This window comes from Pseudomonas reactans, from assembly GCF_013385825.1.
GTDB classification, from domain to species: domain Bacteria; phylum Pseudomonadota; class Gammaproteobacteria; order Pseudomonadales; family Pseudomonadaceae; genus Aquipseudomonas; species Aquipseudomonas reactans.
In genome coordinates, this window is sequence record NZ_JACAPG010000011.1 from 440,617 (window position 1) to 461,668 (window position 21,052).

A 21,052-nucleotide genomic window follows, 5' to 3' on the forward strand; every position below is an offset into this window, starting at 1 on the left:
CGCCCCTCACAAACCTTATAGGCAGAGCCATGACAAAAATAATCAGCTCGTCGATCCAAGCGCTGCCACGGCGCGCACCGTTCTACCAGCACCTGTATGTACAAGTGCTCGCAGCCATCGTGCTGGGGGTGATCCTCGGCCATTTCAGCCCAAGTTTGGGCGAACAGATGAAGCCCTTGGGCGACACTTTCATCAAGTTGATCAAGATGCTGATTGCGCCGATCATCTTCTGCACGGTGGTCAGCGGCATTGCCGGCATGCAGGACCTCAAGCGCATCGGCCGCATCGGCTTCAAATCCCTGATCTACTTTGAAGTGCTGACCACCATCGCCCTGGTGATCGGCCTGATCGGTGTCAACCTGCTCAAGCCGGGCGCGGGGATGCATATCGACCCGGCCAGCCTGGATGCATCGGCCATCGCTGGTTACACCAAGGCGGCCCACGATCAGAGCGTGGTCGGCTTCCTCACGCATATCGTGCCCAGTACGGTGTTCGGCGCGTTTACCGACGGCGACATCCTCCAGGTGCTGTTCATCTCGGTGTTGTTTGCGTTTGGCCTGCAGTTGCTGGGCGATACCGGAAAACCCTTGCTGAACACCATCGACTTGGTGGCCAAGGCGTTTTTCCGCATGCTCAAGATCGTCATGTACCTGGCGCCGCTCGGGGCTTTTGGCGGCATGGCGTTCACCGTCGGCAAATACGGCGTGCAATCGCTGGGGGCGTACGTGAACCTGTTGGTGTGCTACTACATTACCGGGTTGGTGTTTGTGTTCGTGGTGTTGAACCTGGTCGCGCGATTGGCCGGTTTCAGCCTGTGGAAGTTCCTCAAGTACATCCGTGAAGAACTGGTGTTGGTGCTGGGCACCTCGTCCTCGGAATCCGCCTTGCCGCGCCTGATGGGCAAGCTGGAAAAGCTCGGCTGTGAGAAGTCCACTGTCGGCCTGGTGGTGCCCTCAGGCTACTGCTTCAACCTCGACGGCAGTTGCATCAACATGACGGTGCTGGCGATCTTCATTGCCCAGGCGCTGGACATCGATGTGTCGCTGTATCACCAGGTGACCTTGCTGTTGATCCTGCTGCTGACCTCCAAAGGCGCGGCGAGCGTGACCGGCGGCGCATTCATCACCCTGGCCGCCACCCTCGGCTCCATCGATGTGATCCCGGCGGCGGGGCTGGTGCTGGTGCTCGGCGTGTACCGATTTATCTCGGAAGGCGGTGCGCTGATCAACGTGATCGGCAACGGTGTTGCCACGTTGTTCATTGCCCGCTGGGATGGGGCGTTGGATCGCGAGCAGCTCAAGCGTGAGTTAGGGTAGGGCGTGCAGCGACGCTAAAGGAAAGTTGAAGGTCAGTAGCATGATTCGGGAGTGAGCCTGCTTGCTCCCGATACGTGCGAGGGCTCCACGCGGGATGTGAAACCGAGGGGAACTCTTTCACAACTCTTTACCTTTAGCGTGTGGATTATCCAAAAAACAAAGTGCTAATTTGCGTTTTCTTTAGAACAGCAAACCGGCTGCTGCCGTCTTCCTCATATCGGGGACGCTTTTCTTCAACCCCATCACTTACCACCTGGAGTCGGCCCCTGAGCCGATACCTGAATTCCTGTTTTATCGATGCTGGTGAAGAATGTTGTCTCGTAAGGAAGGGGGCTGGTAATGACGATGGCTGTTTTTGTCGATAAGAGAGTAAAGGGCTGATGAACTTTCCTTCCCAGTGGTCCCGGCAGTTCGATGGGGCAATCATCGAGCGCCAAACGGTTGGCGAATCCGGCGCCGAGGTTTTTCGTGTTCGCGGTGCCGATGGGAAAGACCTGTTCGTGAAGTCCGAGCCGATTGGCGTACACAGCGAGCTGCCGCAAGAGATTGAACGACTGGGTTGGATGAACCGGCTGAACTTGCCTGGGCCGACAGTGCTTGATGTCACGACGGAAAGTGATCGGCATTGGTTGCTGATGACGGCTGTTCCCGGAAAGGATCTGTCCGATTGCGCCAGCGTGTCTCCATCCGAGCTCATCAGCATCCTCGCAGCGGCCTTGCGTACGCTGCATCAGGTGCCTGTTGAGCTATGTCCCTTTGATCACTCGTTGGAACAGCGAATAGCCACCGCCAAAAGCCGAATGCTTGCAGGCCTCGTTGACGAGGAAGATTTTGACGATGATCGAACAGGCCGGACTGCTGCCGACGCCTTTGCAGAATTGTTGGCGTCACGTCCTCAGGTCCAAGAGCTAGCGGTCACCCACGGCGATGCCTGCCTGCCCAACTTCATGATGGAAGGCAACGGTTTTACCGGCTACATCGACTGCGGTCGGCTCGGTATCAGTGACATCTATCAGGATCTTGCGCTGGCCGCCCGAAGTATTGAGCGTAACTATGGCGCCGCCTGGGTCGCTCCGTTTTTCAGGGCCTATGGCGTGGAGCCGGATCATCGACGCCTGGCGTTCTACTGTTTGCTGGATGAGTTTTATTGAGCGCATGCAGAGCAGGGGCGCATGCCCATGAGGCTCGGCCGATAGACAGGGTAGAGATCAGGATGCACAAAAAGTTTGTGATGTTTGGCGTCGCGGGTATCTGCGCAGTGCTGCTGGGCTTGACTGTTTTCGTGCTGCAGAATCTGTCCGATATGGCGTTCAGCAATGCCCGGGTTTCGACGCTGACGTTTCGCTCAGGAGGGGCGCAGTTGGTTGGGACGCTGGCATTGCCTCCGGATGTGCAAGCGGGGCCCATCGTCCTGCTCATTCATGGGGATGGGCCCATGGACCGTTTTGCGTCCGACGGCTATTTCCCGCTCATCAACAGCTTGCTCGACGCCGGAATAGGCGTTTTTACGTGGGACAAACAGGGGGTCGGGCAGAGCACGGGGAATTGGCTCAACCAGTCGATGTCGGACCGAGCCACGGAAGCCCTGGCTGCACTTGCCCTGATGCGCGAGCAAAAGGGCGTTGTAGCCGATAAGGTCGGGTTTCTGGGGTTTTCCCAAGGCGGCTGGGTGATTCCACGCGCCGCCAGTGAAGGAGACCCCGGCTTTTCGGTGATTGTCGGCGCAGCCGTGAACTGGCGCCGACAAGGCATGTACTACACGCGGGTACGCATGGCAGATGAAGGGCGGACCCAGGATGAAATCGACGCAGCCGTGAAGGCCGAATATGCGAAGAACGACCGGGTTTTCGGCGCGTCGGATCAAACCTACAACCCTGACCTTTTTCCCCGCATGAACGCGGCCCATTTCAACTTCGTCCAGAAAAACTACAACGAAGATGTGACGGCGGCATTGAAGACGATGAAGGGGCCGGTATTGGCGATCTGGGGTGCCCTGGACTTGAACGTCGATACGTCCACGGATTCGATTGTCTATCGGGATCTGTTTGCAGGCGTCAGGCAACGACAAGCGGTTGTGATCCCCGACGCCACTCACAGCTTGTTAAGGGCAGGCCTGTTCAATTATCAATTGGTAACGCAGTGGCCCGTATGGAAAGAGTATCTGTTCGCAGGGCTGGGACGTCATGCTTACGCGCCGGGCTCCCTGGCATTGATCACCCGCTGGATCAAGTCTCCATCCGCAGCCGAGTTGAGTGGCGTTGAGCGCGGTGGCCAAGGATAAAATGTACGTCGCTGTACACTCTCTGTGCACGGCGCGGGTGAGGCGTGTAGAGTGGCCTGCAATTCCCCGGCAAAGGTGACCCAAGGATGTCGCAACCCGCAAAACCGCGAGGCAAGAACCAGGACACAGGCTGGCGCGGCTCGGTCGATGTGTGGCTGGACGCCGCCTACGCGGCCCTCAAAGAGTCGGGTATCGACGCCGTGCGCGTGATGCCGCTGGCCAAGCAGCTGGGCCTGTCACGCACCAGTTTCTATTGGTTTTTCGAGGATCGTGAGCAACTGCTCGCCGCCTTGCTGACCCGTTGGCGCGACAAAAACACCGGCAACTTGGTGTACCAGTGCGAACGCTATGCCGAGAGTATTTCCGAGGCCATTCTCAACGTCTTCGAGTGCTGGTTGAACCCGGAACTATTCGACTCGCAGTTCGAGTTTGCCGTACGCAGTTGGGCGATGCAGTCGGTGGAAGTCGCGGCCGAAATCGCGCAGGCTGATGACACCCGCATCAATGCCCTGACCGGGATGTTCCGGCGTTTTGGCTACGATGATGAGGCCGCCGATGTGCGTGCCCGGACCATCTACCTGACGCAGATCGGCTATATCTCGATGAACACCACCGAAGAGGTCGTGGTGCGGTTCCGGCGTATTCCCCAGTATGTCAGCGTGTTCACCGGCAAGGCCCTGAAGCGGCGTGAACTGGACCGCTTCTATGGGGCGTTTGGTTATGCTGAAACCACACCCGGTGTGTTTGAGCGTTTTTAAAGGTCCTTGACCAACCGCAACGCATCGTAGATCGCCGCATGGGTATTACGTGCGGCCACTGCATCACCGATCCGGAACAGCTGGAAGCGACCTTCAGGGTTCGTCACGATGTTCTGCGCGTTCCCGGCAATCAAGTCCTGCTGCTCGACCGCGCCGCCATTGCTGGAGTGCGCGCGCAACTCAAAGTACAGGTCATCCAGCGGAATCGTGCCATGGTTGACCACCACCTGGTCGACCACCCGTTGCTTGTGCACCGCGCCGTAGTCACTGCCAAAACGGGCGAGCAGCCGACCGTCGCGTTTCTCCACTGTTTCAACCCGATAGGTCACGGTAAAGGTCACGTCCAGGTCCTGCAGGCTGCGCATGTAGGGCACCAGGTTCATGGCCATGACTTCCGGGGCGAACGCGCGGTCCGGGGTGACGATTTCGACGCTGGCGCCACTTTGCGCAATCACCTCGGCGGCTTGCAGCGCGGCGTGGTCGCCAGCGTCGTCGAAGATCAACACATGACGCCCCGGTTTGACGTCGCCGGAAATGATGTCCCAGGTCGACACCACCAGCTCATTGCCCTCGGTCAGCACTTCGGTGTGCGGCAGGCCGCCGGTGGCGACGATCACCACGTCCGGCTCATGGGCCAGCACCGTCTCGGTTTCGGCCCAGGTGTTGAAGTGGAACTTCACGCCCAGGCGTTCGCACTGGGCCATGCGCCAGTCGATGATGCCGATCATCTCGCGACGCCGCTCACTCAGGGCGGTCAGGCGGATTTGCCCGCCGGGCCGGTCTGCCGCTTCCAGTACTGTCACATCGTGCCCGCGCTCGCCGGCAACCCTGGCCGCTTCCAGCCCGGCCGGGCCGGTACCGATGATCAGCACTTTGCGCTTCACCGCAGCCTTGGGAATCTCATGGGGCATGCTGGTTTCACGGCCGGTCGCCGCGTTGTGGATGCAGTAGGCGGCGCCGCCCTGGTAGATGCGGTCCAGGCAGTAGTTGGCGCCGACGCAGGGGCGGATGTTTTCTTCACGCCGCTCGATGATCTTGCGCACGATATGCGGGTCGGTCATATGGGCGCGGGTCATGCCGACCATGTCCACCTTGCCCGACGCAATGGCGTAGCGCGCGGTGGCCACATCCGGGATTTTCGCTGCGTGGAAGGTGGGAAAGCCGGTGGACGCACGGATCTCGCCGGCAAAATCCAGGTGCGGCGAGTTGCGCATGCCCTGGATCGGAATCACGTCGGTCAGCCCTGCGTCGGTATCGATATGCCCACGTACCACGTTGAGGAAGTCCACCAGCCCGCTGTCCTTGAGCATGTGCGAAACCTGCAGGCCTTCGCTGGCGGTGAACCCGCCCGGCAGCGCCTCGTCACCGGTGTAGCGCACGCCCAGCAGAAAGTCTTCGCCGACGCGCTGGCGAATGCCGCGCAGAACGTCGAAGGTAAAGCGCATGCGGTTCTCCAGCGAACCGCCGTAAGGGCCGTCCAGCTCGTTGGTCAGCGGTGACCAGAACTGGTCCATCAAATGGCCGTAGGCCTGCAGCTCAAGACCGTCCAACCCGGCGGCTTTCATGCGTTCGGCGGCGTCGACGTAGTCCTTGATGATCCGCTCGATGTCCCAGTCTTCCATCTTCTTTGGGAACGAGCGATGTGACGCCTCGCGACGGTGCGACGGCGAGACCACCGGCAGCCAATCAGCCTTGTCCCAGCGTGTGCGCCGGCCCAGGTGTGTCAGCTGGATCATCACCGCAGCACCGTGTTCGTGGCACTCATCGGTGAGGTCCTTCAACCAGCCGACCACTTCATCTTTGTAGGCCAGCACATTGTTGAACACCGGTGGGCTGTCCCGTGACACGGCAGCGGAGCCCGCGGTCATGGTCAACGCCACACCGGCCTTGGCGCGTTCGACGTGGTAGGCGCGGTACAACGCCTGCGGCATGCCGTCCACCGGGTAGGCCGGTTCGTGGGCCGTGGTCATGATCCGGTTGCGCAGGGTCAGGTGCTTGATTGTGTAGGGCTGCAGCAGGGGATCGCTGGACATTATTCTGTGCTCCGTAGTGGGCATCATCAGGCTCGGCGATCTGAAATTAGGATAAATGTACATAGGTGTCAATAATGGTCGACACTGCTGTACATTTTTATTGCGGTGCCCTTAAGTCGTCGCTAAGATCGGCCTCACCCCTTAGGAGGACGTCTGATGAATGCTCATGTGCACTATCGGAAAAAAGCCTGTGCCTACCTGTTCGGCCTTGCGCTGGGCGCCACTGCGGCGGTGACCCATGCAGAAGAAAAACCACCGGTACGCATCGGTTGGGTGAACTGGTCCGACACGGAAATCACCGTCAAGCTCGCCAGCACGGCGTTGCAGGAACATCTCAAGCAACCGGTCAAGCTGGTGATGGCCGATATCGGCATCCAGTTCCAGGCGCTGGCCAACGGCAATATCGACCTGATCCCGATGGTCTGGCTGCCCAGCACCCACAAGGCGTTCTACGACAAGTACAAGGACCGGCTCGAAGACCTCGGCGTGCTGTATGAAGGGCGAATCGGCATGGCTGTACCCACTTCGGTGCCGGTCGCGGAAGTCTCCAGCGTGGAAGACCTGAATAAACCGGGGATTCGCGAGAAGTTCGACGGCAAGATCTTTACCTCCGAAGTCGGCAACGGCCAGTACAAACTCACCGTCAAGGCGATCGAGGACTACAAGCTGGTGGGCTACAAACTGGTGGGGTCATCAGAGAGCGGCATGCTCAACGAGCTGGACCGCAACCTCAAGCGTGACAAGTGGTCATTGGCAACGCCTGGAGCCCGCACTGGATGTTCTCCAAATGGTCGCTGCGCTACCTGGATGATCCCAAGCAGATTTTCGGCGGCGCCGAACAGATCCACGCCATGGCCCGCAAAGGCTTCAGCCAGGAGCATCCTGAAGTGGCGTACTTCTTTGCGCATTTCTCTATCCCCCAGGCTGACTTGGAAGCGTTGATGATGCAGGCACGGGAAAGCACCGCGGACAAGGCTGTGGCGGCGTATTACGCGGCGAACAAGGCGCGCTTTGAGGGGATGTTTAAACCGGGATTGGTTTCCCGATAGGCAGCCCTCGTCCGATTCACCGTATGTTTGCAGACGACACTCAGTGCCTGGTATTGGGGCCGCTTCGCGGCCCAACACGGCAAACCTGCTACAGCGTCATTCACCGCAGCGCGCCGGGTTCACAACAGCAGGTCACTCCAGATCGACGTCGCTATCGGTGCTGGAAACGCGGCAGGGAGGCGATGCGCAATTTGGGCTCCTGCAGTCGCGCCAAATCCGTCGCAATCTGCGCCCGCCAAAAATGTGCGCCGGATAATTGCGCATCTACCCACGCCTGGCGCAGCAGCACTTTGGCCTTGTCGACCGAGCCGTAGTGAGCCTGGCGCAGGGTCAGTTGTGCCTTGATGCGCAGCATCTGCGGCGCGAACCAGCGTTCTTGGCGACCGAGGGCCAATTGCAGGGTGTCTTCCAGCACTTCCAGAGCGAGTTTTTCCAGGCCCAGGCGCGCCAGGCCCAGGGCGTATTCACAGCGCAGCAGGCTGTAGAGTTGGCTGTCACCCTGGCCTTGCAGGTGATGCAGGGCTTCGCCCAGTTGCGGCACGCCGACTTCCGGGGAGCCTTCGCGGATCAGCAGGATACTCTCGAAACACAGGCGAAACTGCCGCCAGATGTGCAGGTCCTGGCCGGTGGTGCTGTCTTGCAGCAGGCCCAGGTAGTAGCGCACTTTCGGCAGGTTGGACGCCAGCAGGGCCAGGGGGATCGCACCCAGGCACAGGGTGTACCAAAGGGTCGCGGGGTGGTCGAGGGAAATGGCTTCGTCGACACAATGTCCCACCAAGCGCAGCGCCGGGTCGACATCGCCTTCGAGCAACTGCACCTTGGCCTTGAGGCAGCGCGCGGCGATGCGTTGGTCGAAGTGCACGTCGATGATGTGCGAGCGCGGCGCTGACGGTGAGCCCAGGGCTTCGTCGATATTCTGCCGAGCGCCCATCAAATCACCCATATGGAACAGCGCCACAGCGCGCATGCGCTTGCCGAGCAGTTGGTGGCTGCCGCTGCTGTTCAGGGCGATATAGCGCTCGGCCAGTTCCAGCGCTTCGGTGTACTGGTTGCAGCCGCAGCGGTCGGTCCACAAACCCCACAGGGCGCGCAACTTGTGCTCGGCATCACTGAGGTCGCGGGCGTCTTCGCGCACCTGGCGCCAGGCTTCGCGCATTTCGCTGCCGGTGCCGTAGGTGAGCATCAGCACGCTGGCCAGGGCGGTCTGCAACAGCATGCGCTGGCGCAACGGCAGTGGGACGAGGCCGTCGCTGGCCAGGCCTTTGTCGACCCAGGTCCGGCACTCGCTGACCAGGGACAAACGCAGCCACAGCGGCACGCCGCCCAGGGTCAGTTCGATGCCCAGGGGTAAGTCCCCGGTGGGCGAATAGGCCCAGTCGAGCGCCGCGCGGATGGTGTTGATTTCCGGGCCGTAGAGCGCCAGCCAGGTTTCCGGCGACAGGCCGTCCAGGGTCTGCCCGGCTTCCTGCAACATACCGAGGGCATAGCGTGCATGGCGTTGGCAGGTTGAGCGGGTTTCGCCCTGTTCGCTGAGTTTTTCCAGGGCGTAGGCGCGGGTGGTTTCCAGCAGGCGATAGCGTTTGAGCGCCTTGGACTCACCGGCGATCAGCAGTGACTTGTCCATCAGGCTTTCGAGCAGGGGCAGGGCGTTGCGCGGGTCGAGGCTGCTGCTGGCGGTCATCGCCTTGACCGCTTCCAGGGTGAAGGAACCGGTAAACACCGCAAGCTGGCGCAGCATCGCCTGTTCATCGCCACTGAGCATGGCGTAGGTCCAATCCAGGGTGGCGCTAAGGGAGCGATGGCGGGCGAGGGCGGTGCGTCGACCGGTCATTTGCAGGCGGAAACTGCCGTCAAGCAGGCCCACCAGGTCCTGGATGCCAAAGGTACGCACCCGGGCGGCGGCGATTTCGATGGCCAGGGCGTTGCTGTCGAGCTTGCGGCAGATTGCACAGGCCGCCGCGACATCGACATCACGGAATACAAAGTCGGGATCGAGGGCGCGCACCCGCTCCACAAACAGCCGCACGCCGGACCAGGTCAGGGCTTCGTGGGCGCTGAGGCTGACGTGCGCGTCGGGCACTTGCAACGGCGCCAGGTCGTGCACCCGTTCACCGTCGGCGCGCAGGGGTTCGCGGCTGGTGGTCAGCACATGGCATTGGGGCGCGCTGCGCAGCAGGGTTTCCACGGCGTCGGCGGTGGCCGGCAGCAGATGCTCGCAGTTGTCCAGCACCAGCAGCAAGCGCCGGTGGGCCAGGCTGGCGGCCACGCCCTGCAGCGGGTTTTCGCTGACCGTCTGGATACCCAGGGCGCTGGCGAGCATGCCGGCCACCCATTGCCCACTGGTGGCGGGTGCCAGGTCGACAAAGCAACTGCCCAGGTTGAGTTCGCCGGCCAGGCGCTGCGCCACGGCCATGGCCACGGTGGTCTTGCCGATGCCGCCGGGGCCGGTGAGGGTGACGAAACGCTGGCTCATGACCTGGTCGGCCAGGCTGGCGATCAAGGCGTCGCGGCCGATCACCTCAGCCGTCGACGTCGGCAGATTGGGCTCATCCACTCGCACATAAGGCACCGGCAGGTGCTCTTCACCGGCAGCCTGCACCGTGACCGGCGCGACAAAGCGATAACCCCGGCCCGGTACGGTGACGATGTAGCTGAAGTTGCCATCGTCACCCAGGGCCCGGCGCAACGCGACGATCTGCGCGCGCAGGTTGCATTCCTCCACCACCACCTTGGGCCAGGCGAAGGAGATCAGTTCGGACTTCTCCAGCAATTCGCCGGCACGGGTCACCAGGGCAATCAACAGGTAGAGCGCACGGCTGCCGAGGGTCACCGGCTCGCCGTTGCGCAGCAATACGTGCTGTCTTGCCAGGAGTAGAAAGGGACCGAAGCCAATGGTGCTGTCCGGGGTGGCCGGCGCGGGGTGGTCTGCGTCCAGGAAGGACGCTGCGTGGTTCTTGCTCGAGCTCATCAAATCGTCCTTTTTATAGTCGGGCTTGTTTTCGGCGATCAGGCCGTTCGCCCTTTTTGGGGTGCAGATGTGCAGCAGCAGTCTTGGAAAGTTGATGTCGATCAAAAGGTCGGAAAGGCCGCCCTCCTTTGGGGCGTGGTGGTTTTTATAGGTGGATCGCCGGCCATGCTTCAGGGGATGAGACTGTCTCAGAGCTGAAACATTTTATTACCAGAAACATGGATAAAGCAGAATGTATGCCAGTTGGCATGTAACAAACATGACAACAACCATATGAAATTTATGGTGATTTTTGCGGTCATCGGCGACGCGAAATCGCCTTCGTTCGGAAACACGAATATTTCTAATTGTGTCGTTCGGGATGCCGAATAAACCGCCGGGGTTTTGGCACTGTTTTATTGACTGTGTATCGAACTGTATCCCCGCACCATCCTGATACACCCGCATGACGTTCTATCGCGTTCGCGACACAGACCGGATACACGCCTGGCTTTAACTCTGCACACCAGCTGGCGCAGGCGGTCACCGACCCCAAGGCGCCCTGGCCACACTCAGTCAAGCCAGGAGACTCACCCCATGAAGCGTCCTTACGCAGCCCTCGCGGCAACCCTCGCCCTCTCCCTCAGCGCCTTCGCGGCCGTGGCCCATGCCGATGAACCCAAGCCCCAGGAAAAATGCTTCGGCGTGGCCCTGGCCGGTGCCAACGATTGCGCCGCAGGCGCGGGCACTTCGTGCGCCGCCACCTCCACCACCGACTACCAGGGCAACGCCTGGGTGCTGGTGGACAAAGGCACCTGCACCCAGATCAAGACCCCTAAAGGCTTCGGCAGCCTGACGGAGCAGCCGTGATCCAGCGCCTGCTCCCCGAAGCGCTGCTGTTGCTGGTGGCGCGGGTGGCGATTGCGGCGGTGTTCTTCCTGTCGGGGCGCACCAAGGTCACGGGGTTTCTTGAACTCAAGCCGTCGACCTACACGCTGTTCCGTTCGGAATACGCCTTGCCGCTGATCCCGCCGGACTGGGCCGCGCACCTGGCAACGTACGCCGAGCACCTGTTCCCGCTGTTGTTGGTGCTTGGCCTGTTGACCCGTCCGGCCGCCGCCGCGCTGCTGGGCATGACTTTGGTGATTGAGGTGTTTGTGTACCCCGCCGCCTGGCCGGTGCACCTGACCTGGGCGGGCTTGTTGTTGCCACTGCTGGCGTTCGGCGGTGGAGCCTGGTCGCTGGACCGCCTGATCTCAGGCAAACGTTCATAACTTTGATGGAGACTTCCAATGCGTATGCTTTCTTCCCTGGCCATTGCCATGGCCCTGACGGTTCCGATGCTGGCCCAGGCGGCCGATGCCCCGCAGCCCGGCACCGGTAAAAGCGTGGTGATCGTGCCCGGGTCGTTCGTCGACGGTTCCGGCTGGCGCGTGGTGCACGACATCCTGATTCACAAGGGCTACAAGGTCACCGTGGTGCACCAGGGCCACGAAAGCCTCGCCGCCGATGTGGCCGAGGCGCGTGAAGTGCTCGAACAGCAAGTCGGCCCCGTGGTGCTGGTGGGTCACAGCTCCGGTGGCGGGGTGATCTCGATTGCCGGCGACCGCGACAAGGTCAAGTCGCTGGTTTACGTGTCGGCGCTGCAGCCGGAAGTGGGCGAGAACATGGCCCAGTTGATCGGCTCGATGCCGGCGCCCAGCGATGACATCAAGGCCAGCCGCGACGGTCATCTGTTCTTCGATCGCGCCAAATTCAACGCCGACTTTGCCGCTGACCTGACCACCAACCGCACTGACTTCATGGCCGCCTCCCAAGTGCCGGCGACCACCGCCTTGTTCGGCGGCAATGTGTGGGCCGCGGCCTGGCACAAGAAACCGACCTACGCGGTGGTGTCCACCGAAGACCGTGCCCTGAGCCCGGACCTGCAACGCTGGATGTACAAGCGCGCCGGTTCCAAGGTCACCGAAATCAAGGCCAGCCACTCGGTGTACATCTCCCAGCCTGAGGCTGTGGCGAAGGTCATCGAAGACGCTGCTTCCGTTATCAAGTAATTCACCCCAACCCCGGAGAAACACCCATGAACACTGCACTCAAATCCCGCCTGAGCCTTGCTGCCGCTGCTGCCCTGATCGCCATGGCCTCCGCTTCGTTCGCCACCGCTGCCAGCGCTGCTGATCAGCAGGAAAAACCCGGCCGTTGCTACGGCGTCAACACCTGCAAAGGCACCAGCCTGTGCGCCACCGCCAAGAACGACTGCAAAGGCCTCAATAGCTGCAAGGGCGAAGGCGTGATCGTCAAGACCCCGTCCGAATGTCTGAAGGCCGGCGGCACCCTGACTGAACCGAAGTAATCCACCCGGCGGGCCCCTTGCGGGCTCGCCACTTATTCTTTGCGGAGATCCGCCATGTCGACATCCAACCCGCACTTTTCAGGCTACGGCCTGGGCCTGCGCAAGGAGCATTACTGCGACTTCCTGGAGACCTCGGTGCCCGTGGATTTCGTCGAAGTGATCTCCGAAAACTTCATGGTCGCGGGCGGCCAGCCCCGGCATATCCTGCGCCAGGTGCGCGAGCGCTACCCGGTGGCGCTGCACGGCGTGTCCATGTCCATCGGCACCGCCGAAGGGCTGGACGGGGATTACTTGAAGCGCCTCAAGTCGCTGGTAGACGAAGTTGAACCGCTGTTTGTGTCCGACCACTTGAGCTGGTCGCGCAGCGGGGGATTCAATTCCCATGACTTGTTGCCAGTGCCCTACACCGACGAAGCCCTGGACCGAGTCTGCGCCAACATCCAGCAAGCCCAGGACGCATTGGGCCGCACGATGTTGTTCGAGAACCCATCGAGCTACCTGGCGTTTGAAGGCGCCTCCATGACCGAGTGGGAATTTATCGCGGCCATGGCCCAGCGCACCGGCTGCGAGCTGCTGCTGGACGTCAACAACGTGTTCGTGAGTGCCAGCAACCACGGTTTCGACGCCCTGGCGTTTCTCAAGGGTATTCCCGCCGAACGTGTGCGCCAGGTGCACCTGGCCGGCCATAGCCAGGGCCGCGACATTTTGATCGACAGCCATGACAGCCCGGTGTGCACCGGCGTCTGGGAGCTGTACGCCCAGGCCATGACCCGGCTGGGCCCGGTGGCGACCATGATCGAGCGCGACGATGAAATCCCGCCGCTTGCCGAGCTGCTCCAGGAATTGGCCATGGCCCGGACGTTGGGAGCGCAACGATGAACCTGGCGCAGCTACAACAGACCTTTCGCAGCTGGTTGGTGAGTGCGTCGGATGAATCCGCGCAGGCGCTGGGCAATCATCACGCCGGCCTGGCGGTGTACCAGAACAACTACCGCGCGCAGTTGGTGGGTTGCCTGGAACAGGCGTTTCCCAACCTGCGCCGGTGGGTCGGGGAGGAAGCCTTCCTGGCCGCAAGCATCACCCATATCGACCGCCATCCGCCTCACGCCTGGACGCTGGACGCGTATCCGGAGGGCTTCTACGCCACCTTGAAGGACGTATTCCCGCGCAACCCCGATGTGCATGAACTGGCCTGGATCGAGTCGGCCCTGAATGAAGCCTTTGTCGCCGCCGATGCACAGCCGTTGGCCCTGGAGGCCTTGGCCGAGCTGGATTGGGACACGGCCGTGTTGCAGTTGACGCCGTCGTTGCGCTGCCACGCCCTGACCACCAATGCCGAGGCCATCTGGTCGGCGCTGTGGCAGGAAGCGCCCACGCCGGAAGCAGTGATGCTGGAACAGGCGGGCGGCCTGCTGGTATGGCGGCGTCAGTTCACGTCGCGTTTGCGCCAGGTAGATGCGCTGGAATTACTGGCCGTGCAACAGCTACAGGCCGACGGCAGCTTCGCCGGGCTGTGTGAGTTCCTGGTGCAGCGCCTGGGGGAAGAAGCGGGCGTGATGCAGGCAGGGGAATACCTGGCCGGTTGGCTGGGCAGTGAATTAATAGTGGGAGTCCGTCATGTTTGATCGTCGAGGTTTTTTGTTGTTGGCGGCGGTGGTGATGGCCGCACCGGCATTGGCAGTGCAACAGGTAAGTACCGATGACCAGGAGATCCGTTATGAACAGTTTGGGCCGGAGGAGGGCCGGGCGATCATTTTACTGGGGGCGGATGTCAGGGCGTTCTCCGAGGTGACGGCGCCGCTGGCGGCCCAGGGGTTTCGGGTGATCGTCCCGTACCTGCGCACGGCAGACGACGCTGTGCTTGGCCAGGATGTGCTCGACCTGATGAATGCGCTGCACATCCCCGAAGCGGTGTTCGCCGGTGCGGAGCAGGGCGCACGGGTCGCTGCGCGGACCGCGACGTTGAAGCCGAGCCGCTGTGTCGGGCTGGTCACGCTGAACACCGCACCCCAGGCGGGTTTTGCGCAAGCCGTGGGGTTAATGGCCAGCACCGGGCACTGGCGTTGAGGGTCAGCCGATCAACTCGACCCGGCCACTGTGCAACCTGTAGATACCGCCGACAATGTGCAGTTTGCCGGCGGCCAGGGCGTCCGCCAGCAGCGTCGACTCGGCCTTGAGCCGCGCTACCGTGTCGCTGACATTTTGCGCAATGGCGTTCGCAAGCAGATCGCCAGGCGCTTTCAAGACTTTGCGCACCGACGGCTTGAACGCGTCGGCCAGGCCCTGGATCTTGCCGGGGAACGTGGCATTCTCCTTGGTTGCTTTCACCCCGGCGGCAAGGGCGCCGCAGCTGTCGTGCCCGAGCACCATGATCAACGGCGTGCCGAGCACCGCCACCGCATATTCGAGGCTGGCGAGCCCGTTGTCGGTCACGAAGTTACCCGCCACCCGTACGGCAAACAGGTCGCCGAGGCCGGTATCGAAGGCGTACTCCGGAGTAATCCGTGAATCAGCGCAGCTCAGGACCGCGACGAACGGATTCTGCCCGCCCTCCAACGCCTCGCGCTCGCTCATGAATTCATGGCGCTTGGTGACGCCTTCGGCATAGCGACCGTTGCCTTCCATCAACCTGGCCAGGGCTTGTTGTGGGTTGAGGTTATTGGCCGCCTTCGGTGCCGGCGAGGCGTGTGCGAGCGCTGCAGGTAACGCGCCCGTGAGCATCAGGGCGCCAGCGCCGACCGTAGCAAGGCGTAGGAATTGTCGACGGTCATGGGTCAGGGGTGGCTGCTTGTGCATGGGCGGCGCTCTCTGGTTCGTTAAGAGAAGAAACGCCAAGGGTGCAAAGAATGGTCGGGGGGAGATGTAGGCGCTGTCCGTTTTTTGTCGGGAATCGCGTGGGCATCAACATGAAAATTCTGACAGCCAGCCCATCGGTCACTGAAAAAAAAACGGTCTGCCCGTAATCTAAGGGCCTTTGTCACCTGCGCGGATTGTCCATGTCTTCTGTTGCCGATGGGTTGCCCCTCAAAAAACGCCTGCCAGCCGTGATTGCGATCTCCCTGGGGATCGGTATGGCGACCCTGGACACGGCCATCGTCAACACGGCCTTGCCGACCCTGGCCGAGGGGATTGGCACCGATTCCGCCTCGGTGATCTGGGTGGTAAATGCCTACCAGTTGGCGATCATCGCCACGGTGTTGCCGTTTGCGTCCCTCAGTGATGTGTTGGGGCATCGCCGGGTGTATCTCGGCGGGTTGTTGCTGTTTATTGTCTCGTCACTGTTTTGCGGGTTGGCCGGGTCGCTGGTCACCCTGACGGCGGCGCGGGTGGTGCAGGGGCTGGGCGCGGCGGCGATCATGAGTGTGAACACGGCGTTGCTGCGGCATATCTACCCGTCGAAGATGCTGGGTCGGGGGCTGGGTTACAACTCGCTGGTGGTGGGGCTGGCGTTTACCCTGGGGCCGACCGCTGCATCGGCGATTCTGTCGGTAGCGACCTGGCACTGGCTGTACCTGATCAACGTGCCCTTGGGTTTGCTGGCGCTGGCGTTGGGCCTGCGCTCGTTGCCGACCCTGCCGATGACCGGGCATGCCTTCGATCGTCTTGCCGCGTTGTTGTGCGCGGGGCTGTTTGCGTTGTTGGTGTTGGGTTTGGGCACGGCGGTGCACGGCGCCCAGGGTGCGTTGACCTTGGCCCTGATCGCGGTGGCGCTGGTGTGCGGCGCGTTGTTGTTGCGGCGCCAGGCCGGGCACCCGGCGCCGATGCTGGCGCTGGACCTGTTCAAGCGCCCGGTGTTTGCCTTGTCTTCCCTCACTGCCATTTGCGCGTTCAGCGCCCAGGGCCTGGCCTTTGTGTCGCTGCCGTTCCTGTTGCAGGCGGTTCTGGGGCATAGCCAGGTGGAAACCGGTTTCCTGATGACACCCTGGCCCGCTGTTGTGGCGGTGATGGCGCTGGTGGCGGGGCGCCTGGCCGACCGGGTGAACCTGGGCGTGCTGTGCGGCATCGGCCTGTTGATGCTCAGCGTGGGCATGGCCGCGCTCGCGACCCTGGGCAGCGGCGCGTCGGCATTGGATATCGGCTGGCGCATGGCGCTATGTGGCGCGGGCTTCGGCTTCTTCCAGTCACCCAACCTCAAGGCCTTGATGACCAGCGCGCCGTTGGCCCGCAGCGGCGGGGCCAGTGGCATCGTGGCGATTTCGCGGTTGTTGGGGCAGACGCTGGGCGCGTCGTTGGTGGCCTTGTGTTTTCACCTGTCCCTGGGCAGCGGGCCGCAATATGCACTGTGGCTGGGCTGCGGATTTGCCTTGGTCGGGGCCGTGGCCAGTGGTCTGCGGTTGTTTCCCTATGGGAAAAAGGGCTGATTAACGCTACCGTGGCGACCTGAATATTTCGGGATGTTTCCAGATTTATGTCCAGCCTGGCCCTCCGCACCGCTGATACCCACTCCCGCCGCGCCGCGCTGACCCTGGCGTTATGCCTGCCCAGCGACGTGTTGCTCTACCTACTGCTGCCGATGGAATCCCAGGCCTTCGGCATCACCCTGGCCCAAGCCGGTGTGCTGCTGGCGGCCAACCGCCTGGTGCGGATTTTCGGCTACCGCCATGTGCTGAATTTTTACGCACGTAACGGCGACCGCCTGACCTGCATGATCGCCGCCGGCGCCGCTACCCTGTGCGCCGTGGGCAACTCGCTACTGTCCGGCTTCGCCGCTTTGCTGTGCCTGCGCCTGGTGTGGGGCCTGTGTTTTGCTGCGTTGAACCTCTCGACCCAAGTGCTAGCCACCTCGGAACCTGCCGGTGCCGCACGCCGGGCCGGGCGTTCCCGCGCGCTGATCGCCCTGGGGCCGATGCTGGCGTTGCCCCTGGGCGGCTGGCTGACATTGATGGCCGGGCCGCGTCCGATCTTTCTGATTCTGGCCGGCTGCTGCCTGGTGGGCTTGTGGATGGCGCGCGGCTTGCCTACGGTCGGGCATGATTTGCACAGCACGCCGGGGCGCCGCTTCAAGTGGCCGGACAGCGTGGCGATGTGGTCGTTTATCGAAGGTGTGGCGCTGGACGGCCTGTTTATCTTCGGCCTGTCGATCCAGGCGCAGAAGCTGCTGGGCGGCGATGCGGTGCTGATCGCCGGTGGCCTGGTGGCGCTGCGGTACGTCTCGGAAATGCTCCTGAGCCCCCTGGGCGGTCGCGCGGCCCAGCGGTTTGGCGCGACCTCGATGCTGTTGCTGTTTTCGTTCCTGAGTGCCCTGGCCCTGACCGCATTTGGCAGCTACTGGGTGATTGTCGGCGCGGCGGCGGTGCTGGTGCTGCGTGCGCTGCAACTGCCGCTGGTGACGACCCTGGTGGCCGAGCGCAATCCCGGTTCCATGCGCGTGTCGGCGCTGGCCTCGAACGCCGTGTGGCGCGATATCGGCGCTGGCCTCGGGCCCTTGCTCGCCGGCTTGCTGCTGCCGATCGCCTCGGCGCCCTGGGTGTTTGGCCTGGCCGGTGCGGCCATTGCCGTCAGCGCGGTGTTCTGCTGGCGGGCAAAGATTTCCAACTGACCATGTGAGGGTGTGCGTGTCCCATCAAGAAGACTTCGTAGGCGTGCTGGACATGGCGTATCGACACTGGACCGGCCAGGGACTGCCGGCCCCCGACCACCTCGACCCGCAACAGCGCCTGGCCTGGCTGCACCGCGACGCGCCCTACAGCCTGCTCGCCCATGACGGCGCCGCAGACCCGCGCTTTACCTACGTGAACGACTGCGCGTTGCAGTGCTTCAAATACCCGCGCGAGCGCTTCATCGGCATGCCCTCACGCTTCAGCGCCTCGGAACTCGACCGCGCCGCGCGCCAGGTACTGCTGGAGCAAGTCACCGCCAACGGCATCGCCGCCGGTTACAGCGGCTGGCGCGTAGATGCCTTTGATCAGCCCTTCATGATCCACGCCGGGGTAGTGTGGATCCTGCTCGACGACGCCGGCCAGCCTTGCGGCCAGGCCGCGCTGTTCTGGCCCGACGCGCAACGCATCGGCGTGCTGGCCTAAGCGCTTTTAAACGCGTCCAGCCAGGCGGGGTCGAATCGGGTCTGCTCGGGATCGATCCCCAGCGCCTGCATCTTGGCCTTATGCTCCTCGACCTCAGCGACCAGTTGCACCTGGGCGCTGGAGTTGGCATCGAGCTCATGCATCTGCGTCAGGCCCAAGTGATAAAAACGCAGCACCTTGATCGCCGTCGGATCATTGGCCTGCACCCGCTCGGTGACCTTGTGCATCACATTGGTCACGCTCATCAGGTTGCGCTTGAGCTGCCAGCCATACACCGCCGCCGCCAGCCACGGCTGAGACCAGAACGGACCGCGCACCAGCGCCACCGAAATCAGCACCCCGGCGAACACTCCGCCGACATTAAAGCGGAAATTATCCCCGCCAGGCTCGCCAAACAGCATCACCGCCAGGCTCGACAGCAACATCGCCAGGGCCAGGAACAGCACCGCCACCATTAAGGTGCTGCGCCGGGTTTGCTGGCGGAAGGTGACAGGGTCGCAGGGTTTGAGCTCGAACATCCGGTTCATGTCTCCAGAAGGGGTGGGCATCATCTCACGCTTGGGCAAACAAGTTGAACGTTGGCGCACGGCGGTTTCTCTAAACCTGTGTAGACCCCTTGAGGTGAACCATCATGTCCGACTACAACCAGCCGCCCCCCGGCACCCCAAACCCTGACCGCACACCCGGAGAAGAAGAGCGCGACAACGATGCGTTGCGCCCCAACGACCCGGCGGAACGTCAGGCCGACGACGTGGAACGCGTCGAGGAAGACCTGGAAAACCTGCACGACAAGGCCCGCCCACTTTGAACGAGGAGAACGCCGTGAGTAACACACCCAAAGGCCCGGCTTCGGGCGAGCATTCCAGTGGCAAGGATGAGCTGGGGTTTGACCCGGATTCGCCGGATGTGGCGGATCCGCAGGTGGATCCGGTAGGGCCGGCGATTGCGCCGTTGGATAAGGAGAAGAAAGACAAGGATGAAAAAAAGCCGCCTTATGATCCGTTGGGCGACTTGAAGCCTTGAGTGGAGGCCTTTGACGTTGAGCAACAACTGACTTTGGCAACTTCCGGCCAAAGTCGGCCCTTCGGGGTTGAGGGGGCTTATGTGACCGTAATAACCAGAACCGCCAAATTACCCACTATGCCGAGCACCACCCACGCAAACGCTGCCGGCGCCTTGAGCAACTTCCGCGCGGGACTGAAAACAACGCCAAGCAGTGCCCCGATGAGGATGCCGGGAAAGCTGAACAGATAGAAAAGCCAACCCATGGAGTCTGTGACCCAAAGATGGAAAAGGAACAAATACAGCCCCATGGCAGTAGCCATTCCCCCCAAAGACTCTCTTGACGCCTTGCACAGCAACGCCACGCAAAGCACCGCCGCTTGGGGTAACCAGGCGTATGCAAAGTTCTCCAGGAAGAAGGGGCCCTTGCCGGTTGTGTAGAGGGCAACGGCAAAGCCTAGCCCGACGCCGATGGCGGTCAGCGGAATATGCGTGAGCAGTGGCGGATTGTTTTCTAGCGATCTCATTCCCTGTGACCTTTTTGACGCGGGTGGTTCGTTGAATGGCCACTGCTTTTTACAGTGAAAGTGCGCCGAATCAAGCGGCATTTGAGATGGGAGTTTACTAACCAAAGCTGCCGTTTATGAAGGGCAGAAATCGGCCAAAAGCAGACTCTCTTGAGATTCTACACAAAGAGGCTCGATTCACGTGTCGCCGTTTATGTGGAATAGAAAATCCATTAAAAAATACGTCTATTTTTACGCTGAGCGTCATTCTGGAGCTGAGCGGAGGAGGTGTCTCGGGCTTTGAGTTTTGCGGTCAGAAGGAAGCAAATATTGGTGTTGCACTCAGCCTTCGCGGCCGTCTTTCAGCCATGATAGTACCCAGACCCCAATCCCAACAGGGACGGCATAAGCAAAAGCCCCAGGAAATAAACCCGAAATATCAGACCAGCCAAGTTGCCATACGCCAGCTTTATAGTAACTAATGGAAGCGCCCATAAATTTCGCAATAACACCCACCAAAAAAAACAAAGATATTACATATATCAAAAGCAACATAAATGCTTGAAATCTCGATGTAGGCTTAATCACTTCTTATCTCCCAAGGAACCTATCTCGCCGCCAACTGTTTCAGAGCCGTATGCATCGATGGTGTTGCCTATTATATCCGCCCAAAGGCAACAAGCGAAATTCTGGAACTCGGTGATGCTAGCCGCCTTCTGGGGCACACGGACAAACGCATCACAGAGACGGTTTACCGGCGTGGCGGCGAGATCGTAAAGCCGCA

22 protein-coding genes and 2 pseudogenes are annotated in these 21,052 nt (G+C 61.6%); 18 read left to right on the plus strand and 6 right to left on the minus strand.

The annotated features are described in order from the left end of the window. Positions 1-29 precede the first annotated feature (29 nt). From dctA to HX868_RS13585, 4 genes are all read left to right on the plus strand, one after another. Positions 30-1,316 carry a C4-dicarboxylate transporter DctA gene (gene dctA / locus HX868_RS13570; protein ID WP_177003202.1) on the plus strand — a complete coding sequence of 429 codons (1,287 nt, stop codon included), beginning with the start codon at positions 30-32 and terminating at the stop codon, positions 1,314-1,316. A gap of 380 nt (positions 1,317-1,696) precedes the next feature. Then, the gene (locus tag HX868_RS13575) at positions 1,697-2,467 is read left to right on the plus strand and encodes an APH(3') family aminoglycoside O-phosphotransferase (RefSeq protein ID WP_177003203.1); all 771 of its coding nucleotides are present in this window, start codon (positions 1,697-1,699) and stop codon (positions 2,465-2,467) included. A 62-nt stretch (positions 2,468-2,529) separates the two neighbouring features. After that, entirely contained in the window at positions 2,530-3,597 is a 1,068-nt protein-coding gene (locus HX868_RS13580; protein ID WP_218168650.1) for an alpha/beta hydrolase family protein, read from the plus strand. Between the two features lie 86 nt (positions 3,598-3,683). Beyond that, positions 3,684-4,355 (plus strand): TetR/AcrR family transcriptional regulator, encoded by a 672-nt coding sequence (locus HX868_RS13585; RefSeq protein WP_177003204.1) that lies wholly within the window; start codon positions 3,684-3,686, stop codon positions 4,353-4,355. On the opposite strand, the gene HX868_RS13590 is transcribed toward HX868_RS13585, so the two are convergent. Further along, a complete protein-coding gene (locus HX868_RS13590) occupies positions 4,352-6,388 on the minus strand; it encodes an NADH:flavin oxidoreductase (RefSeq protein ID WP_177003205.1) in 2,037 nt (678 codons plus the stop codon). The genes HX868_RS13585 and HX868_RS13590 overlap by 4 nt on opposite strands. Positions 6,389-6,544: 156 nt before the next feature. Between HX868_RS13590 and HX868_RS13595 the strand changes: the two are divergent. Continuing rightward, positions 6,545-7,437 (plus strand): annotated as a pseudogene (locus tag HX868_RS13595) (glycine betaine ABC transporter substrate-binding protein). A gap of 151 nt (positions 7,438-7,588) precedes the next feature. Here the strand turns inward: HX868_RS13595 and HX868_RS13600 are convergent. Continuing rightward, on the minus strand, positions 7,589-10,405 hold the full coding sequence (locus HX868_RS13600) for an ATP-binding protein (RefSeq protein WP_177003206.1): 2,817 nt from the start codon (positions 10,403-10,405) through the stop codon (positions 7,589-7,591). Between the two features lie 576 nt (positions 10,406-10,981). Here HX868_RS13600 and HX868_RS13605 point away from each other — a divergent pair. From HX868_RS13605 to HX868_RS13635, 7 genes are read left to right on the plus strand one after another with little or no spacing between them, the layout of a single operon-like run. Next, on the plus strand, positions 10,982-11,254 hold the full coding sequence (locus tag HX868_RS13605; protein ID WP_010209548.1) for a BufA1 family periplasmic bufferin-type metallophore: 273 nt from the start codon (positions 10,982-10,984) through the stop codon (positions 11,252-11,254). Continuing rightward, complete coding sequence (locus tag HX868_RS13610) at positions 11,251-11,658, plus strand: DoxX family membrane protein (RefSeq protein WP_177003207.1); 408 nt, start codon at positions 11,251-11,253, stop codon at positions 11,656-11,658. Before HX868_RS13605 ends, HX868_RS13610 begins: the two co-directional genes overlap by 4 nt. Positions 11,659-11,676: 18 nt before the next feature. Then, positions 11,677-12,438 (plus strand): alpha/beta fold hydrolase, encoded by a 762-nt coding sequence (locus HX868_RS13615; protein ID WP_177003208.1) that lies wholly within the window; start codon positions 11,677-11,679, stop codon positions 12,436-12,438. Between the two features lie 26 nt (positions 12,439-12,464). Next, positions 12,465-12,737 carry a BufA2 family periplasmic bufferin-type metallophore gene (gene bufA2 / locus HX868_RS13620; protein WP_016979675.1) on the plus strand — a complete coding sequence of 91 codons (273 nt, stop codon included), beginning with the start codon at positions 12,465-12,467 and terminating at the stop codon, positions 12,735-12,737. 54 nt (positions 12,738-12,791) lie between these two features. Next, on the plus strand, positions 12,792-13,616 hold the full coding sequence (gene bufB / locus HX868_RS13625; RefSeq protein WP_177003209.1) for an MNIO family bufferin maturase: 825 nt from the start codon (positions 12,792-12,794) through the stop codon (positions 13,614-13,616). Next, on the plus strand, positions 13,613-14,362 hold the full coding sequence (locus HX868_RS13630; protein WP_177003210.1) for an HvfC/BufC N-terminal domain-containing protein: 750 nt from the start codon (positions 13,613-13,615) through the stop codon (positions 14,360-14,362). The genes bufB and HX868_RS13630 overlap by 4 nt, the downstream gene beginning before the upstream one ends. Next, entirely contained in the window at positions 14,355-14,804 is a 450-nt protein-coding gene (locus tag HX868_RS13635) for an alpha/beta fold hydrolase (protein WP_177003211.1), read from the plus strand. Before HX868_RS13630 ends, HX868_RS13635 begins: the two co-directional genes overlap by 8 nt. Before the next feature lie 3 nt (positions 14,805-14,807). On the opposite strand, the gene HX868_RS13640 is transcribed toward HX868_RS13635, so the two are convergent. Continuing rightward, positions 14,808-15,533 (minus strand): carbonic anhydrase, encoded by a 726-nt coding sequence (locus tag HX868_RS13640; protein WP_177003212.1) that lies wholly within the window; start codon positions 15,531-15,533, stop codon positions 14,808-14,810. A 200-nt stretch (positions 15,534-15,733) separates the two neighbouring features. Between HX868_RS13640 and HX868_RS13645 the strand changes: the two genes are divergently transcribed. The 3 genes from HX868_RS13645 to HX868_RS13655 are packed head-to-tail and all read left to right on the plus strand — an operon-like array spanning position 15,734 to position 18,760. After that, positions 15,734-17,098: an MFS transporter gene (locus tag HX868_RS13645; RefSeq protein WP_177003213.1), complete on the plus strand. Its 1,365-nt coding sequence runs from the start codon at positions 15,734-15,736 to the stop codon at positions 17,096-17,098. Positions 17,099-17,145: 47 nt separating this feature from the next. Beyond that, a complete protein-coding gene (locus tag HX868_RS13650) occupies positions 17,146-18,276 on the plus strand; it encodes an MFS transporter (RefSeq protein ID WP_177003214.1) in 1,131 nt (376 codons plus the stop codon). A gap of 43 nt (positions 18,277-18,319) precedes the next feature. Further along, entirely contained in the window at positions 18,320-18,760 is a 441-nt protein-coding gene (locus tag HX868_RS13655) for an MEKHLA domain-containing protein (RefSeq protein ID WP_177003276.1), read from the plus strand. On the opposite strand, the gene HX868_RS13660 is transcribed toward HX868_RS13655, so the two are convergent. Then, positions 18,757-19,278: a DUF3087 family protein gene (locus tag HX868_RS13660; RefSeq protein WP_177003215.1), complete on the minus strand. Its 522-nt coding sequence runs from the start codon at positions 19,276-19,278 to the stop codon at positions 18,757-18,759. The two genes, HX868_RS13655 and HX868_RS13660, sit on opposite strands and share 4 nt — an antisense overlap. Before the next feature lie 113 nt (positions 19,279-19,391). On the opposite strand from HX868_RS13660, the gene HX868_RS13665 reads away from it, so the two are divergent. Further along, entirely contained in the window at positions 19,392-19,568 is a 177-nt protein-coding gene (locus HX868_RS13665) for a hypothetical protein (protein ID WP_177003216.1), read from the plus strand. Between the two features lie 14 nt (positions 19,569-19,582). Next, on the plus strand, positions 19,583-19,783 hold the full coding sequence (locus HX868_RS13670) for a DUF6021 family protein (protein ID WP_177003217.1): 201 nt from the start codon (positions 19,583-19,585) through the stop codon (positions 19,781-19,783). A 77-nt stretch (positions 19,784-19,860) separates the two neighbouring features. Here HX868_RS13670 and HX868_RS13675 read toward each other — a convergent pair whose 3' ends face one another. Together HX868_RS13675 and HX868_RS13680 are read right to left on the minus strand one after the other, a co-directional pair. Next, positions 19,861-20,289: a hypothetical protein gene (locus tag HX868_RS13675; protein WP_177003218.1), complete on the minus strand. Its 429-nt coding sequence runs from the start codon at positions 20,287-20,289 to the stop codon at positions 19,861-19,863. A 321-nt stretch (positions 20,290-20,610) separates the two neighbouring features. Further along, the gene (locus HX868_RS13680; protein ID WP_177003219.1) at positions 20,611-20,856 is read right to left on the minus strand and encodes a hypothetical protein; all 246 of its coding nucleotides are present in this window, start codon (positions 20,854-20,856) and stop codon (positions 20,611-20,613) included. Positions 20,857-20,930: 74 nt separating this feature from the next. Here HX868_RS13680 and HX868_RS30745 point away from each other — a divergent pair. Then, positions 20,931-21,050, plus strand: a pseudogene (locus tag HX868_RS30745) (integrase); the annotation flags it as partial. Positions 21,051-21,052 lie beyond the last annotated feature (2 nt).